At 54.6% G+C, this 17,149-nt stretch carries 9 protein-coding genes and 1 tRNA gene; 3 read left to right on the forward strand and 7 right to left on the reverse strand.

Features of this window, described 5'->3' with window-relative positions; translation table 11 throughout:
* The first annotated feature begins 619 nt into the window (after positions 1-619).
* Positions 620-1,642 carry a response regulator gene (locus WA354_RS05085; RefSeq protein ID WP_472811926.1) on the forward strand — a complete coding sequence of 341 codons (1,023 nt, stop codon included), beginning with the start codon at positions 620-622 and terminating at the stop codon, positions 1,640-1,642.
* A gap of 20 nt (positions 1,643-1,662) precedes the next feature.
* Here the strand turns inward: WA354_RS05085 and WA354_RS05090 are convergent, their stop codons facing one another.
* The 3 genes from WA354_RS05090 to WA354_RS05100 form a co-directional block, all read right to left on the reverse strand.
* Complete coding sequence (locus WA354_RS05090; RefSeq protein WP_472811927.1) at positions 1,663-3,750, reverse strand: sensor histidine kinase; 2,088 nt, start codon at positions 3,748-3,750, stop codon at positions 1,663-1,665.
* Positions 3,690-5,912 carry a PAS domain-containing sensor histidine kinase gene (locus tag WA354_RS05095; protein ID WP_472811928.1) on the reverse strand — a complete coding sequence of 741 codons (2,223 nt, stop codon included), beginning with the start codon at positions 5,910-5,912 and terminating at the stop codon, positions 3,690-3,692. The genes WA354_RS05090 and WA354_RS05095 overlap by 61 nt, the downstream gene beginning before the upstream one ends.
* Positions 5,913-6,339: 427 nt before the next feature.
* Positions 6,340-7,458 (reverse strand): PilZ domain-containing protein, encoded by a 1,119-nt coding sequence (locus WA354_RS05100; RefSeq protein ID WP_472811929.1) that lies wholly within the window; start codon positions 7,456-7,458, stop codon positions 6,340-6,342.
* A gap of 429 nt (positions 7,459-7,887) precedes the next feature.
* Between WA354_RS05100 and WA354_RS05105 the strand changes: the two genes are divergently transcribed.
* Positions 7,888-8,502 carry a PilZ domain-containing protein gene (locus WA354_RS05105; RefSeq protein WP_472811930.1) on the forward strand — a complete coding sequence of 205 codons (615 nt, stop codon included), beginning with the start codon at positions 7,888-7,890 and terminating at the stop codon, positions 8,500-8,502.
* A gap of 151 nt (positions 8,503-8,653) precedes the next feature.
* On the opposite strand, the gene WA354_RS05110 is transcribed toward WA354_RS05105, so the two are convergent.
* From WA354_RS05110 to WA354_RS05120, 3 genes are all read right to left on the reverse strand, one after another.
* Positions 8,654-12,076, reverse strand: a complete 3,423-nt coding sequence (locus WA354_RS05110) for a TonB-dependent receptor (protein ID WP_472811931.1) — start codon at positions 12,074-12,076, stop codon at positions 8,654-8,656.
* An 807-nt stretch (positions 12,077-12,883) separates the two neighbouring features.
* Positions 12,884-13,207, reverse strand: a complete 324-nt coding sequence (locus tag WA354_RS05115; RefSeq protein ID WP_472811932.1) for a zinc-ribbon domain containing protein — start codon at positions 13,205-13,207, stop codon at positions 12,884-12,886.
* Positions 13,208-13,924: 717 nt separating this feature from the next.
* A tRNA-Ser gene (locus tag WA354_RS05120) sits at positions 13,925-14,010 on the reverse strand.
* Between the two features lie 266 nt (positions 14,011-14,276).
* On the opposite strand from WA354_RS05120, the gene WA354_RS05125 reads away from it, so the two are divergent.
* On the forward strand, positions 14,277-15,512 hold the full coding sequence (locus WA354_RS05125; protein ID WP_472811933.1) for an EAL and HDOD domain-containing protein: 1,236 nt from the start codon (positions 14,277-14,279) through the stop codon (positions 15,510-15,512).
* A gap of 63 nt (positions 15,513-15,575) precedes the next feature.
* Here the strand turns inward: WA354_RS05125 and WA354_RS05130 are convergent, their stop codons facing one another.
* Positions 15,576-17,039, reverse strand: a complete 1,464-nt coding sequence (locus tag WA354_RS05130; protein ID WP_472811934.1) for an IS4 family transposase — start codon at positions 17,037-17,039, stop codon at positions 15,576-15,578.
* Between the last annotated feature and the right edge of the window lie 110 nt (positions 17,040-17,149).

A 17,149-nucleotide genomic window follows, 5' to 3' on the forward strand; every position in this document is an offset into this window, starting at 1 on the left:
GGACTTAAAATCCGCAGGTCGCAAGGCCGTGGGGGTTCAAGTCCCCCTCCGGGCACCATACAACATCAAAGAGTTATAAGAGAGAACGGCCTTCCGACAACAACTGAGATTCCTGATTCCATTTTGCCCCTTTGTATCTTTATCTCGTTTCACCGGGGTGATAGCCAGTTTTGGCGGTATCATCTCTTGGGCTCGTAGCTCAAAATCTTCAGCCCTTTGGTTCCGGACGTTTCATCGTTTGGGTCAAATTGAATCTCATCGGGTCCGCCAATTGCGAGCTGGATATTCACCGGCTGCGCGAAGAATTCCTCTGCACCTTGCGAAGTGGTCCACAGACGCCACACCTCGGAAACAGGGGCGTCCAGGTGTTGATTAACGACTAAAGCCAGTGTCAGGTGCCAAACGTAATGTCGGAAGGGATATTCACAGGCACATTGGCGTGCTGAAGATGAAGTATTGTGTAGTATTAGATCACTCTTCTTGCAACCGTCCCCCCGGCCAGAATTGTCGCTTGTCCATGCGGATGCGCAACGATCTCTTGCAGAAGATGAATTATGAATACAACCAGCAACTAGATTCAAGGTGTCGGGTCTAAGGCCTGTGAGGGAGCGAATTGGAAATGCAATCATGCCGGGTTCTGGTGGTCGAAGATTTCGAACCGTTTCGGCGGTTGATTTGTTCGACATTGAGAACCAGACCGGAATTCCAGATCATCGGAGAGGTTGCGGACGGATTAGAAGCCGTTCAGAGAGCCGAAGAACTCCAACCGGACTTGATTATGCTCGACATCGGGCTTCCTTCGCTGAACGGAATCGATGCGGCTCGACGAATCCGCAAGCTGTCTCCCAAAAGCAAAATAATCTTCATGAGCCAGGAATCTTCTAGCGATGTGGTGCACGAAGCCCTCGCCTTGGGGGCACTCGGCTATGTGGTCAAGATTCATGCCGGAAATGAACTGCTGCCTGCTGTGGCGGAGGTTCTTCAAGGCAGGCAATTTGTCGGCAGCGGGTTATCGGGCCACTATTTCGCTCCGGCGCCGGATTCGATACCCCCCCGCCACCTCAATGAGCCTCTCTCACCACCTGCACCGGGAAGCATGGAGATCAGCCGCAGCCACGAGGTCGAATTCTACTCTGATGACGCCGCTTTTGTGGTTGGCTTCACTCGTTTCATTGAAGCCCCTCTGAAGTCGGGGAATGCTGTTGTCGTGATAGCCACCGAGTCACACCGGAAGAGTCTTCTTCAGAAATTGCTGGAAAACGGCGTGGATATTGCCGCCGCTGTTGAACAGGGCCGCTATGTCTCGGTGGATGTTGCGGAGACGCTTTCGAGTTTCATGGTGAATGATCGACCTGACCCGGCTCTAGTCATGAAAGCCGCGGGCAATCTGATCGCGACCGTCGCCAAAGCATCGAGTGGGGAGCGCATTCGCATTGCGGCTTGTGGTGAATGTGCTCCTGTTTTGTGGGAGCAGGGAAAGGGTGATGCGGCGGTCGAACTCGAACAACTATGGGACGAGATTGCCAGGGGCTGCAACATCGATATTCTCTGCGGGTATGTATTGAGCAGCTTTCAACGCGAACAGCAGGGCCACATCTACGAGAGAATCTGCGCAAAACATTCCGCCGCCTCCTCCCACTGAGCGATGCATTTCGCGCGCATCTAGCCGGCCGCGCGCAGGGAATCGCATCCAGAACGCAAAGGCACGTTAACCTGAACGGTAGTTCCCTCTTCGGGTTGCGAATCGATCGAAGACGTCCCATTTACAAGTTTTACCCGCTGTTCTATTCTCACCAGACCCAGCCCTCGGCCTGACCTTGCCGCTCTAAGGTCAAAACCAACGCCTGAGTCGCTTACTTTAAGATGAGCCTCATCGGAATCACCCCACAACTGCACACCGAACTTCTTCACCCCGCTGTGCATCACCCCGTTGTGCAGCGCTTCCTGTAGAACGCGGAATAGGCAAATCGAGACGTCCGATGGAAGAGGGCGAGGGAAACCATGGCTCTTGAAGTCAATCTCCACGCCCTTCCTGTCCCCGAACTCCTCGCAGAAGGTTCTCATGACCGCGGCAATGCCGAGATACTCCAATCTCGGAGAATACAATTCGTGCGCCGAGGCTTTCACATCGCTCAATATCTCCAGGGTTTTCCTCCATACTGCATCCGTGCGCTCGAGAAGCTCAACAGCAGGATCGGGGAAATCGTCCTTGAGTTGTTCGATCGCGATTGCCAACAATGCAAGACGCTGGCCGACATTTTCGTGAAGGTCTTTCGCGATCCGGTCACGCTCTCGTTCTTCGGCTTCAATCACTCTGCGGTTCATCCCTGAAAGGACTTCTTCCGCAAGCTTGCGCTCCGTGATATCCAGCGACACGCCAAGCATTCGCTCGGGGTTACCGTTCCTTGCATAGTAGAACTTGCCGCGCGCTGCCAGCCAGCGAACTGTTCCATCCGGCTGTACCACACGAAATTCTGCCGCGTACAGCTTCTGGTTCAGCCTTGCATCCTCGATCGCTTCCGAAACTCTCGTTCGGTCTTCCGGATGCACATAATTAAAGAATTCTTCCGTGGTTATTACGTAGGTATCGGAGGGTATTCCAAAGATTGTTTGCAGGTCGCCGAACAAAACATCGCGCCCGCTCTTGATCTCAAAGTCCCATCCGACCGACGTGCTGGCTTCCATTGCCAGGCGCAGTCGGTCATTAGCTAAGGCAAAATCGAAATCGAGTTCACGCCTGGCGAGGTATTCCTTGATATAGGCCGCACTCGCCAGGCAAATGATCGCGATAATTGCCACCAGCAGGCGAAGGGTGCCGAGACCGATATGTTCATTTCGTTGGAACAGTTCCCAGATAGCCGGGATAGAGACCATCACAACCACCAGCATCGCCCACGCGGACCCTCGCGATCTTCGGCTTCTATCGGGTCGCACGGCCATCTCCTCTCCTTTTACCTGCCGCGCGTGCAGCGGTATCCAAACAAACCAGCAAACAGAAGCGATGAGGCCCAGGCCATAAAGCTTGCCGTTGAGATAGCCTCCGGAATCAGTTGCAAGGTTAGCGACGGTAGAACTTAACGCATACAGGGTGGACGCACCCATTAGATGAAGATAGATAGACTTCCAGGGGCGGAGCGCGATAAGGGTGAAAGCACCCACAACCAGCACTAGCGTCACGTTCTCTATTAGGTAAAGACGGTCAAAACGCACCGCGTAGCTGATGGCGTTTCCCAAATACTGGTAGGGAAAGACAATATAACCATAAAGAAAGCTCCAGAAAAACAACAAGAGAAGGGAGTTTAATACGCCTCTGTGTGGCTTGCGGTCGGATAGGTTCTGATGTGGTGTGGTTGCGACCGCGGCCATCAGCGGTACGATGTGCAGAAACAGCGCCGGATCGGCAATCGAACTGTCGGGCGCATCGATGTGCAGACCAAGCTGGTAGTAGAGAGTAATGCACTGGTGAAGTGCCCAGAGGCCGTAGCCTGTTGCGAGGTACGCCCAGAACAACCTCCTCCCCAGCGTGTTCTGTATCCCGTTTTGGATAGCGAAAATTGCTGCCAGACACAGTAGAAGGAAATAACTGATCCCGCTATACGAAAGCACAAAAGATCCCGGCTTCACCTCGAGTGAAAGCACGGCTTTGATGACTACAATTCCGATCAGCGCCGTCGGCCAGAAAGAGAATCTTAGCCCCGTTCGGAGATTAGACGAGAATCGTTTCTCCATAATCCTCCCGAATTGTGACATACCCGGGCGTGGATGGTAGTGCCACGCATCGGTTGCGAGATGATTGAGAGTTCTCCGCCCACTAGTCGCAGGCGCTCCTGCATGCTCGTCAGCCCAAGCCCAGTACCCTTCGTTGCGGCTTCTGAATCAAAACCTGCACCGTGATCTTTGACAGTAAGCTGAACGTCTTGCCCACTTCCCCATAGTTTCACTTCGAAGCTATTTACCCCGCTATGCTTCGCGGCGTTGCGGAGCGCTTCCTGTAGCACTCGGAACAAGGGAAGAGAAAGGTCGGATGGCAGGCCAGCGGGCACATCATAGCTTTGAAAATCTATCTCCACTCCCTGATGCTCACAAAACTCTTTGCAGAAGTTCTTTGCCGCCACCTCAATGCCTAAATATTCTAGTTTCGAAGAGTGCAATTCGTGCGACAACGATTGAACATCGGTCGTTATATCGGTGGCTTGGTTTCGTAGATCGCCAATTCGCCTGCCGATCTCAGATCCTGAGTCAGGAATATTCCGTCGAACCACGTCAAGTTGTACCGCCAGAAACGCAAGTCGTTGAACGATGTCGTCATGCAATTCCCTCGCAATCCGGGTACGTTCCTGTTCGTGTGCTTCGATCAGCTTTCGGCTCATGTCTGAAAGCGCGTCTTCTGCCAGTTTGCGCTCAGTGACGTCGGTGCAACTACCTCGATAGCACCGCAGGGTTCCATCGGCGTTCAAAATGGGGATGCCGTTGACGGAGCCCCACGAGATGCGGCCATCCTTAGTTTCTACCGCGTGGATTACGTCCAGAAACGGTAGCTTCCGCTCAATGACCGCGAAGACGTCCGCCTTGAATGCCGTTCGTCCTTCTTCAGGATGAATGTCGTAGAAATGCATCCGGCCCACGACTTCTTCCGGCCGATAACCCCAGGAGGCCTGGGACACATGGCTGACATAGGTGAACAGACCCTGTGGATCCACCTCCCAGTGGGTGGTGCGGCTCTGCTCGGCTAAATCCAGAAACCGCGCCTCGCTCTCCCGCAGTGTTTGCTCCACCCGCTTGCGGTCGGTCACATCAACCCCAATCCCAACGAAACCAACAAAAGAGCCATCCTGATCAAACCTTGGCACTCCAAGGTCGAGAACCCATCGATACTCCCCGTCGTACCGGCGTAGCCGATACTCCATCTGGAATTCCTCTCGCCGATCAAAGGATTGCGTGAAGGTGTCGAAACACCGCTGCGAATCCTCCGGGTGGACACCTTCTGCCCAGCCGCTTCCAAGTTCGGAGTCCATGGATCGCCCGGTGAAATCCAGCCAAGGCTTATTGACGTAGGTGCAAAGTTTGTCGGTGCCGGACATCCAGATCATTACCGGCGCCGCCTTTGCGGCCATCATAGAGAGAGATACACTTTCCCGGCGTGAGAGGTCTTGCCGTTCCAGATCAACCGCAGTGAGCACAATCCCGCCAATAAGACACGCGCCTACCCCGAGACCCACAAGCGCCAGCGAGAAACCGCTTTCCCAGCGGTAGTGTATTTGTGCATCTCTGACGGCGTAGCCAAGCAACAATGTAAGCAGCGTTCCTGCGGGAAGCAGTCGTCGCAACATGGCTCCCCCCGCGTTATCGGCATGGAGAAGACGAACGATTCCCTCAGATGGGGTCGCATACTGCACCCCGATAGCGCCGATCAGCAAACCTAGCGCAGTCGGAACAGAAACATTACTGTGCGGACGAATCAGGTTTGGCACATGGGTGTCGTAACCGTGACTCACGATTGCCAGGGCGCCAAGAGCACCTGTCAATATCCCAAGGACGCGGGAAAACTGCCGCAGTACATGATGCCGGGAGTTCATTGGCAGGAGAGATAATCCGAGAAGCATGTATCCAATGCTGGTGTATTGGGACATCCGGCCTGGATAGAAAATGTAATTTGTATCGCGTATGAAAAACTCATCAATCCCGAAATTGCGGTGCAGGGAATACTCGCTTAACGTCAGTGCACCAATGAGAAACACCGCGATCGAAAAGAAGGTTAGGATGCGATGGTTACGACGCAACAGTGCAAGAGACCCAAGCATCATTGCGACGGCCGAGTTGGCCTTGATACCGGCTTCCTCGGGAATGAGGCTTTGCAGCCCTCGCACGTCGAAAGCCAGGCCCAGCAGAACCAACACGGCGAGGAAGAACATGATCCACCCCGCCACAGTCGCTACGTTTGCTGTCGCTCGGTGATCTGGTCGTGCTTTCGTTGTTCTCGTAAAGGACACTGCCCAATAATAGACACAGAGAACAGCTACCGTCTGCAATTTGAAACTAATTTACTCGGTGCTAGATCACGGCTCGACCAGGAAGTTCGATCTGGCTGGCGCCACTCGCCGCCGGCTTCGGCGCCAACTGCACAATCTCACGCTTCTCTGAAATCGATCGAAATACGGCGGGCACGGCGAACCAAGCTCAACAAGGCTGCGTCTGAAATGAGCCGATCTTCGGCTCTGCAACACCGCTCACGCTGGTAGGGAATTGCCGTACGCTTACACGCAATTCTCAGTGGGGCGTTGCGCAGGCCACGAGGCCGTGGGCCCAAGTCCCCCCTCCGGACACCGGAACTTCCCTGGCTCATCGATTAATAGGAATCGGTTTGCCTGGCTTGGAAGCCTCTCGGTTTTGAGGTGCCCCGTCTTGCATTCCCGGCGCTTCCAAACCGTAAAACTCCCGCAGCGACCCTTTACGTCCGTTGCAGTGCGCAAACAGTTGCAGGCCGAGACACGTTGGAGTGATATAGACTTGGTCGCTCGTCAACAAGACTGGAGAACCGGCACCTCTCTTTTCAATCAATCCGAGGTCAGACAGTCGCTGGAGGTCGCGTACAATCTGCCCCCCACGCGAACCCGTTGTCTGCGTAAGCTCTTGGACGTTGCACGCCAGTGGCTTTGCGAATATCAATCCTGAATCTGCCTCGACCTTGGTTGCTCTCGTGCATACAACTACGAGGATGCGGACCGGAAAAGTTGTCAATTGCGAGAACAATTCAACCAGCACGCCACTCAATTCGCCAATTCCATCGCCAGAGCAGGACGTGGCCAGCAGGCCTCCCCAGAAGTGTCTTAACCAGCTTTCGTCGGTAGATGAGCCGGCTTCAAGAATCCGCACAACCAGGCCTGGTTCAACACGCAACCTTTCTGGTGCGGATTCGACTGCAAGTTGGTTTTGAGCTTTGAGCAAAATTTCTATCGCGTTCCTTACCTTGTGATTACTCAATCTTCCCCTGAGCAATTGTCCAATTTCTTCACATCCCCCTGGACAAATCTGACCTAGAAACGAAACCGCTTCTGACATCCGCACCAGGCTCAACATGTCTTCCGGCTTCGCCTCTCCAATCAGGCTCTCCCTCAGACTCTCCCATTGGCGTGCTTCCGGGTCATCCTTCGAAAAAACAAACGCCAGGCCCACACCGTCCTTCCCGCATCGTGCAACCTTGGCGCGCACATCGACCCGGCGATCGGAATTCATTTCCAGCGGCCCTTCTCTTTGCAGGGTCAAAGTGACCAAAGTGCCGGGCTGCCATCGGTCTTTCGTAACAACGTAAACCCCAGATGGACTCACATCCCTGACGGCCTCCTGCACCAGGTCGGTTCCGTTCCAGCGGTACGCGGCAAATTGTTCCACGGTTCGCCGCTCCGCTCGTGTGACATCGGGCTCTAAAAAGCTCTCAAGCCAGTTCTTGCGCTTCGTCATAGGTCTCGCTTCCATCTCCGATGGGAAAGTCAACCGCGATTCTAACGGACCCTTTAACAGATTCGAAGTGCTCCAGTGCCGTTGGCTGATTCGGAAGTACTGCGAGAACGCATAAAAACCGGCGGAATCGAGCCCGCGGGGTGAACCTGACGAACCTCATGGCCTTGATCGACCTGATCGGACCCGATGAACCTTTGCGCGCCGCGCTGTGCCGGGTTGCCGGCCGGTGGCGCCCGCCGCCACTTCTCGCGCCCCGATTGCGCACGAAAGTCTAACACCCGGAGCTTTCCCTTAGGACCATCGTCATCTCGCCGCAACTGTTTTCGATGGAACGCGAAACAAGCTTCGTGGTATTCCGGTGTCAGTAACAAAAATTTGCATCACGGAAATAGTGTGCGCGGCAGTTGACTCGAGCAGAAAAGGGAGCCTATGGACCGCAGCAAGTTCACCATCTCAGTCGTCCCTGACGCCAGCAACCGAGCGTCCAACGGTCCGCGGATCGTACCCGACAAAAGCGCGGAGTGGGATGCCAAGTGGCTTCGTCCCAATCTCGGCGCTGCAAAAGCGCTTCAGCTTCCCAAGGACCCCGTGCCCGTCGAAGACGCTTCACCCGAACCGAAGCAGTCCGACCCGCTCACCATTCGATTCCTCCGCTGGCTCTTTCCCGACGTCAATCAGCGCCGCGCCAAACGGTACCCGATCCCTGGCGTGGTTGCGTACTACTGGACCGGAGGCGCCACGTACTCCTACCATGTCGGCGACATCTCTGCCACCGGGCTCTTTCTGCTCACCAAGGAGCGGTGGGCGCCCGGCACGCTCATCCAGATGATGCTTCAGAAGCAGGACGGCCGCGTCAATAGCCTTGAGAATTCACTCTCCGTGCTCTCTGAACTCGTGCGCTGGGGCGAGAATGGCGCTGGGTTCAATTTCATTCTCACCGACTATGACAACGTCCCTGACTACGGAGTTCTCCCCGGAGAAGCAATCGACAGAAAATCGGTCGAGCGATTCCTGACCAAAATCGGAGCGCCCGGCTCTCGGTAAATCACCCAGCGCGGTCCGACATCTGGGTCAATCACTTGGCGCGGAACCTCCGCCCTCATTTCTGTATCGCGGCTTCGCAACTCGTCCTCAATTGTCCGCAAAAGAAAACGCAGTGAAGCATGCGCTTCACTGCGTTTATCGAGGCCAGTTTCTAGAAGAGGAACTTCCCGCCAAACTGCCATGTGCGCGGATCCTGCGTGGAGGTCACCTGGCCAAAGTTTCCATCGGTAAATCCGGTGTCGATTCCGTTGAACTCCGTATGGTTGAAGGTGTTATAGGACTCGAACCGAAGTTGGAATCGGGGACCCTCGGTCGAGGCCAACGGAAACTCCTTGAACAGGCTCAGGTTCCAGTTGAAGAGACCCGGACCTACGATGGAGTCCTTGCCCGCAGTGCCATAGCCCTGGTTAGCTCCTCCATCCCACGGGGCGATCGGAGCTGAATACGCACCAGTGTTGAACCATGCGAGCTGCTTGTGGGGGTAGCTCCTGCTGCTCCGATCGAAGTTCGGACGATTGGTCGTGCCACCACCCAATCCCAGCGTGTCCGGGGAATAGGTGACGTTGACGGGGTTTCCGCTTTGAGCCACGGTAACACCGGAGAACGTCCAGCCACCCAGCAATAGCCGCATGGCTGTACCCCGATCCTGGAACGAGGCGAAATTATAGATGTAGTTGGCGTTGAATACATTCCGCCGGTCGATGACGCCCGAGCCGCGGTCGTACCTGGTGTTAAACGGATCGGAGAGCGTCGCGCCTGCGCCCTGTTGGGTTGTCGAACCCAGGTCGCCGCTCTGGATGTCGATCTCATGGCCATAGGTATACGACAGTTGGAGAGTCAACCCATGACGGTTCTGCATGCGCAGGCCCGCCTGGAACGAGTTGTAGGTGCTGTTCGTCGTATTCTCCACCTGCGTTATCCCGCCGAAGCCCTGGTAAATCCTGTAGAGGTTCGAGTTCGCTCCGTTGACGGCGACCCTTTCCCGGTCCGGGATGTCGTTGATAGGCAGGGTGTTGATAGCCCGCTGAACGTTCTGGTGCCATGCGCTCATGCCGACATACTGGAACTGAGCGACGACAGCTCGAGCTATTTCGCGCTGTACTCCCAGGCTGTATTGCTGTGTGCCCGGGGATGGGTAGGCATATTGCAAGCTGCTAAAGCCGCCAGGGAAGAACGGAACCGCAGCAGTTTGCCCCGTTTTGTTGCTGGTATTCGGGTCCGAAAAGTAGACCGCGCTGACATTGGGCTGATACGCGTTCGGCGGATTCACGTCTGTGCCATAGATATCGTTGCCCTGCACGCGTTCGAAGAACAACCCATAACCGCCGCGGACGACTGTTTTGTTGGCCTTGTCGACGTTGTAGGCAAAACCGATCCGCGGCTGCCAGGTCCCGTAGTGATTCTCCACCAGGCCTCGCGGAAATCCATCCACTCCTGCCAACTTGACGCCATTCAGATAGAACGGAACTGGCGCGCCGGGCGGCTGGCTGAAGCCGGGGCCGGCAGGATTCAGACTTCCCGTGACGGGATCCGGCGTTTGTGCGTTCGCGGCGCTGAAATCGGCCGGAACGAAGTTTGATGTCCGGTTGTCCTTTTCATACACGTGCGGCAGGCCATCAAAGCGGATACCGAGATTCAGGGTAAGCCTCTGTCGAACGTGCCAGTTGTCCTGCGCATAGAAGGAAAAGGTGTTGTTCAGCCAGTGAAAGATGTCCTGCTTGTTCAGTTGCTGGTACGTGCTGGCAAAGCCCAGCAGGAAGTTGGCATAGGCGTCGCCGGAATAAGACGATTGGTTGAAGGTGTAGTCGCCCTGGGTATTGGCCTGCTGCTGCTGGTTCTTGTCGTTCCGCATATAAGCGGCCCCGAACTTGAACTGATGGTTTCCCTTGCTCCACGACAAATCATCGCGCGGCTGGTAATTGAGATACGAATTCCGCCACGGCCAGTAATTCACATTCCACTCCGTGTTCGGCGCGCCGCTGAAGGTTATTGAGGGCATCCGGCTCAGCGCGTTATTGCCAGTGAAAATGCCCACCGCAGACCAGCCGGCGGGTTGTGCATAGATTCCGACCGGCGAGATATTGATGGTGTTTCCGTTCACGTTGAAGGATGTTTCATTCAGGATCGTCGGAGAAAGCGACTGGGTCAGCTTGATGACCGTTCCCCATGTCGGGTTGTTGAATACATCGCCGACCGTGACATAGCTGTCGCCGTCCCACATGGATGGGTAAATGGTCTGGTCCATCGAATCGTGAATCCAGTGACCCATCAAGTGATACTTGTCGTTAAAATTATGGTCGATGCGAACCACGTCCTCGCGAACGTCCGTTGGCTGTTTCGGCGAGGCGATGTACTGTGTGCCATTGGCAGTATTCGGCTTGGGAATCGCGCCGCTGCCCATGAACAGAACCGCGTTGGGATCAAACAGGTTGGCGGGGATGGTATAAACTCCCTTGCCAGCGAGATGAAACGGCTGTCCGGGGACCAGTGAGTCCGATTGGTAAATCGCGAGCTTGGCGGGGTCCACGGTGGCTGGAACAATCAGCGGATTTCCACTGAGCGGGACGTACTGCAAATCGCTGCCCGCGGTGGGGAAAAACTGCGCCGGAATTGTATTCGTAACGCTCGGATTGGCACCCTGGACAAGCCTGCGCCACTCTTCGTTCACGAAAAAGAACGTCTTGTTCTTGATGATTGGGCCGCCGACATTTCCACCGAAAATATTCAAGCGAAGTTCGGGTGTGGGCACGTCCTGCTGCTTGAAGAAGTAATATGCGGCGTTATACGCATCGTTGCGGTTGAACTCCCACAGCGCGCCGTGGAATTTTTGCGTCCCGGATTTGAGAGCCATCAATACGGTGCCGCCGGAGTTGATCCCGTAGTCAGGGGTGTAGTTGCTGGCGAGAGTCTGGAACTCGGACAACGCGTCCGGACTGACCGCTACATCCAGCCTGCCGCCGCTGCCGCGGTCATAAACTTCGCCGCCGTCAATCAACCAATTGTTGTGGTCCCATCGCATGCCGTTGAAGTTGATTTCGGCGCTGCTGCCTTGGGCGCTTACACCGTTGAAGGCGGGCAGCGTATTGGTGACCCCGGTGCCCGCAGTGACCAGCGACATCATGCTGCGGCCGTTTGTGGCCAGTTGCAAAACCTGCTCGCCTGTGATCAGCGAACTGACTTCGCTGGTATCCGTCTGCACCGCAAGCGCAGCGGCATTCACCACAACAGACTCGCTTGCCGAACCCACTTGAAAAGCCACATCGGCGCGGACCGTCGCGGCCACATTGATGACGATGCCTGTCTTGGTATAGTTCTTGAATCCGCCTTTCGTTGCTTTGAGATTGTATGTACCGACGGCGAGTCCGGGAATCTCATATAAACCGGATGCGCCTGATTGGGTGGTGCGTACTTCGCCGGTATCTGCCCGGGTGACTGTGATCGTGACCCCCGGTACCGCCGCTCCTGTTGGGTCAGTCACCTGGCCAGTGATCGTTCCATTCTCCTGCGCACTCGCAATTGCGAACGCACCCAGAAGAAACACACATATCCTCCAGAGATTTTTGAGGTCTCTCATCTGCTGCCTCCTGAAGTCGACGTGCATTGTCCGGAGAGACTCTGCTCTCCTTTCGTGTCTGCGTTATGACTGGGAAGACTTGCAAATCAAACTTGCTTCGTGCCAATACCGGAAGGCTTGCACGACAGACTATCGTCTAAACATCGGCTCTCAAAGGACATGCCCTTTAGTGCCGGTCAAAGTCTTTATGCGGGCTAGAGGACCGTCGCGAGATGAATGTCGGTCAAACGGTTTATTTCTGACCCACCGAAAATTAAGCGCCAATTTTCTTTCGCTGTCAAGCCCCGCTACCCGGCGTTGATCACAAATCGCTAATGTTCATGAGGGTATGAAGCACATTCATCAATTGCATAAAGTCGCATTTGATATTCACAAGATACAAACTCGACGGCAACCAAAACAGCAATCAGCAAACCTGGCGCTTGTGTGAACGCTTGCACAGTTTCCGAATTCTCTCCGAACTCGCCCGACACTTCAACTCGTAAATCCAGATCACTCCATCTCCCCTGTTCGGAAAAATGTGCCCTCACGAGCCATCGAGGCCACACCAATGAAATCAGTTTTCCATTGCTTCTTCAGCTTTCTTCCAGAACTCGAACCGCGCCACAATGAACGGGTCGCAAGTGTGTTCCCGCTCGAATCTCGGCAACTCGGCCTCATCCCGCACGTTCGCAATTGTTTCGAAGCAGTGGACGCAGGTGGCCTCCAGAGTCCCATCCCGATTCGAACGATGAGTGAAGTTATATGCCACCAGTTTTATCCAGACGAGGAAAGAGTCAGGCAAACCGCCCAGTTAGTAGAGCCTCACTACGCGGCAGCAATACCGGCAGCAGCAACACTTTGGGAACTCTCCACTTTATGCTTGAAGCAAGTCGCGCAAAGGACTGGTCTCTTCTGCGTCGGCTTGAATGGTACGGTTGTGTGGCTCCCACACGCTGCACACGTCACAGGCGTTTCAACTCGCCGTAGCCTCTTGCCGTTGGTCGCTGAATCTCTCTTCGCCTTGCATAGTCTGCAGTGTTTCGGTTCGTTGACAAATCCCTTCTCGCGATAGAACTCTTGTTCGCCCGAAGAAAATACAAACATCACACCGCAACTGACGCACTGGACATCCCGGTCAGCAAAAGACATGAGCCCTCCTATACGCTCACCAGATTCAAAAGGGTCAGATTGAGGACCGCAGTCGTACGGGGAATCTCGCTGCGTAGGGCAGGATCATAGGCTTATGCACATGGGAAAGTATGTACGGTACCTGACATTTTGGAGGAGTGTTTTAGATAATCGTTTAACCCGCAACTTGGAAACATTCCCCCACTCATGTCATCAGCGCGCCTGTATCCGGACAGGAAAAGCACCTTGCATTCCGCGCAACCGGCAAAAGCAAATACATCCATCTCTGATGATCGAAAGACGCAGGAGGTGAGCGCGGTGATTTGAAGCTGCCGTTATCGCCCGCAGCTGTTGTTTTGATTTGATGAGCACGAGTAACGTCTTGTGTCGGATGGGAGACTCATCATGGATGCCCCTACCGTCCATAATCAACAAATGAACGATCATCGTAATTGGCGCGTCATCCAGGCATCCAGGTTTAGAGACGACGTGATTATCACGTTTGCGGACGGCAGAGCGGCAATATACTCGGCAGCTCTTCTTTTTGCTATGTTTCCCAACGCAGACGAATTGTTTGAAGAGGAAGACTCGCACGATCAAAATCGCTGAGATCGCGAATCAGCGAAACATGAGAAGTGCAGCTGAGGCGGCAGCTTGAGAAGTGCACAGTCCTATTCCGCGCCGAAGTTCGGTCTCGGCTGTGATGTGATTGGGTGATTGGAGTGGCTGATGGTTTTATGGTGCGCCCGGAGAGATTCGAACTCCCGACCTACTGATTCGTAGTCAGTGGAAAAACAATCTTGCAGGTTATTGCATCCCATCGCATTGAAACGATAACAAGTGCATGATCAATAAATTAGATCGTTTTCAGCGACTGCAGCACTGACCGGTGCCGACTGAAAAGCAACTTGCAGATGCTTCGACTGAGGCGCTGCGGCGACTTTCTCTCAACGCCACAGCGATTGTGGTGAATTGAGAGGAGTGATCCGCCTTACGGATCTGACGGCCGCTTCGGCGATTCCAGTCAACCCACCTGCTTTAACTTCTCTTGCATTGTGCCGATAGTCCCCATGCAGGAGTGTAAATAGTCATGGAACAATGCCTCGACGTTGAAGTCCGGTCGGTGAAATACGCTACGCGGCAGCCGATTTTCGCTAACGAAGGGACTGTTATCGGCTACAAACTTCTCTTTCGGACCGACGTCGTCAGCCATTTCTCTGCTTCTAGCTCAGACGAGTCCGGGACCGCTGCGATTGAATTGTCAACGCTCCTCAGCCTCGACACCCTCTGCGACCGCCGCTTGGCGTTCATCAATTGCAATCGCGACGTCTTGCTGCAGCGCGGCCTGTCGTTGCTTCCATCTCAAATGGTTGTTGCTGAAATCGAGCCAGATGTCATCGTAGACGATGCCATTTTCCAAAGGTGTTGTGACCTCAAAAATGATGGCTACCGAATTGCGCTAGCAGACTACTCCTCAGGAGACCTAAGGGAATCGATTGCGCATCTCGCCGACTTCATCTTCATCGACCTGCAGCGGACCGGGTTAGAAGAGACTCAAAGCATTATCGGATTCCATCGTTGGAAGCATTCCGGTCTGATAGCTACGAACGTCGAAACCCGCGAAGATGCGGAATATGCCCGTAACGCTGGCTTCCAATTCTTTCAGGGCAACCACTTCCGGAAGCCGGAGTCGATGCGAGCACGCACAGCTCAAATCAATCGCACCGTGTACTTGCGCCTGCTCCAGGCTGTTTGTCAGCCTGAACTCCACTGGGACGCTATTGAGGAACTCATCAAGAGTGATGCGACTATCTATTACAGATTCATGCGCTTCGTTAATTCCGCTGGAGTTGGAATTCGATGTGAGATCCGCTCCGTGTCCCAAGCGCTTGGGTTGCTCGGCGACGACGAGATACGTCGCTGGTGCCGTCTCTCCGGGATGTTCGAGATGTCACAAGGCCGGCCCGGCGACCTGTTGCTTTCCGCACTGGTCAGAGCCCGATTTGCTGAGTTGCTTGGCCAACGTATCGAGCATGACCGAACCGATCTGTTTTTGGTCGGCTTGCTCACGCTTATGGATACGATCCTCGAGATCCCAATGAGTGCCATTATTGAAGGCCTGTCTCTTGACGATGTCTCAACAACATTTCTTCTGGAGCACGAGGGCAGCCTGCGGCCAGTTTTCGAGCTGGTTTTTGCGGTCGAAACCGGTGCATGGGGTTCCGTCCTCCAGTCATGCCAGCAGCTTCATGTGCAGGAGGACTTCGCGGCGCAGTGCTATTCGAGCGCGATGGCCTGGGCGCAAGTTCTCACGGATTCCATCTGAATCTGCTAGCAACGAGATGGACCGATCAAGAATCGGATTCTGCGTAAGCGTACTCTGAGTCTTTCAATTACCCACAAGTTGAACTCCGATCATGATACCCAGTTCGATGTCTGTCAGTCGCGACAAGCCTCTCCAAATGACGGTATTGCCGGGTGGCGGGTCGTGCGCTCGGGCGAGATAACCTCCAAGGCGAGCGAGTTTGACGATGTAGTGGCCCAGTGCGGGGGCTGCAGGAGGTGAGCCCTTGTTCGGGATGAGTTCGTCGAGAAGATATTGATCGAGTTCCGTGAACGCCTCTGTCGGCGCGGCGTCGTGGCGCGTTCGATTGAGCATGGTGATCCAGAAGATTCTCCAGCTCAGGATGGTCAGGATGGCGATGAGATTCACGAGTCGTTCGGCGGTTCTGAGTTTAGCTTCTTCGGCTCTACAGCCGGATTTGAGGATTTTGTGAAAGGTCTCGATCTTCCATCGCTGTGCATACCACTCCAACTTCTCGATTGCATCCAGGCAGGAGCGCACCGGCAGATTCGTGAGCAGTTTCCATTCGATTCTTTCGCGATCCTTTGGGATGTTTGTTTCGGTGGCATGGATAGCGGTGAGAATCAGTTCCGGATAATGCTTCTGCTTGCTGATCGGGGGACGAACCACCATGCGGCGGAAGCGCAGTTCGAGCACTGCGGTCGAAACTTCCCCATGCTTGTTGCGTACCTGGAGCGAGTGCAAGCCCCGTAAATCCGAGCCTTTCATTTCAGCGACAACTGTCGTCGTGCCTTCACTGGCCAGCCGGTCAACACAAGTGCGGACCAGGAATTGCGTATTCATCTCCTGTGCGAGGCAGAACAGCTCATATATATCGCTCTCCCGATCGCCGATGTGAACACAGCGCTTTGGATCGCCCAGCAGTTCTGTGGCTTGACGCAGATTCTCCAACCAGCGAATACTTTCCTTCTTTTCTATCGGCACACGTGTGGGGTTGATCCTGCGCTTCAGAGCATTTGCACCGTGAAACTTGTCTCTATTCCAGAATTTGATGGCCGCCAGCCCCAGCGGTAACCCTTCTCGGGTAGTCACCAAGCTGGAGTGCATCAGAATGCCGCAACTGGTGTAAAGCCCTGCACGTCCTTTGTGGCCCGCTGGTATCTTCTTCAGGATTCCGATCGATGCTGAGTCTTCATGGCGATAGGAAAACTCTGTCGTGTCGTGAAGGATAAGAACCGGAGAATCGCTTGTCGCCACGAACCGCTCCCGTGTAGAAGCGAAGTGACCTGCCAGGATGTTGCCTTCACTGACTCGATCATTCCCAAAAAACCGATAGGCGGCCTTGGTGTTGGCCCAGTCCTGGCACGCCCACGGAGTGGACGAACCCACTCGGCTCGATAATTGCTCCAGTAGTTGTCGCAGTCGTTTGCCGTGCCGAGCGTCGGGAAAAACGCATCCCATCAACTCATTGTCTATCCACGCATCCCTTCCCGCCGAATCTGCCGCTGGCTTCTGCTCAATGCAATGAGACAACCGTTTGGCTTTCATGGCTCTTACTGCGCCATGGACTTCTTCTCAGTGTAAGTACCACACTTGAGGCGGAACATTCCGCATCAATATTTAAAAGAGTTCAACTTGTGGGTAATTGAAAGTCTCAC

This window comes from Occallatibacter sp., assembly GCF_049802275.1.
In the GTDB taxonomy this organism is placed as follows: Bacteria; Acidobacteriota; Terriglobia; order Terriglobales; family Acidobacteriaceae; genus Telmatobacter.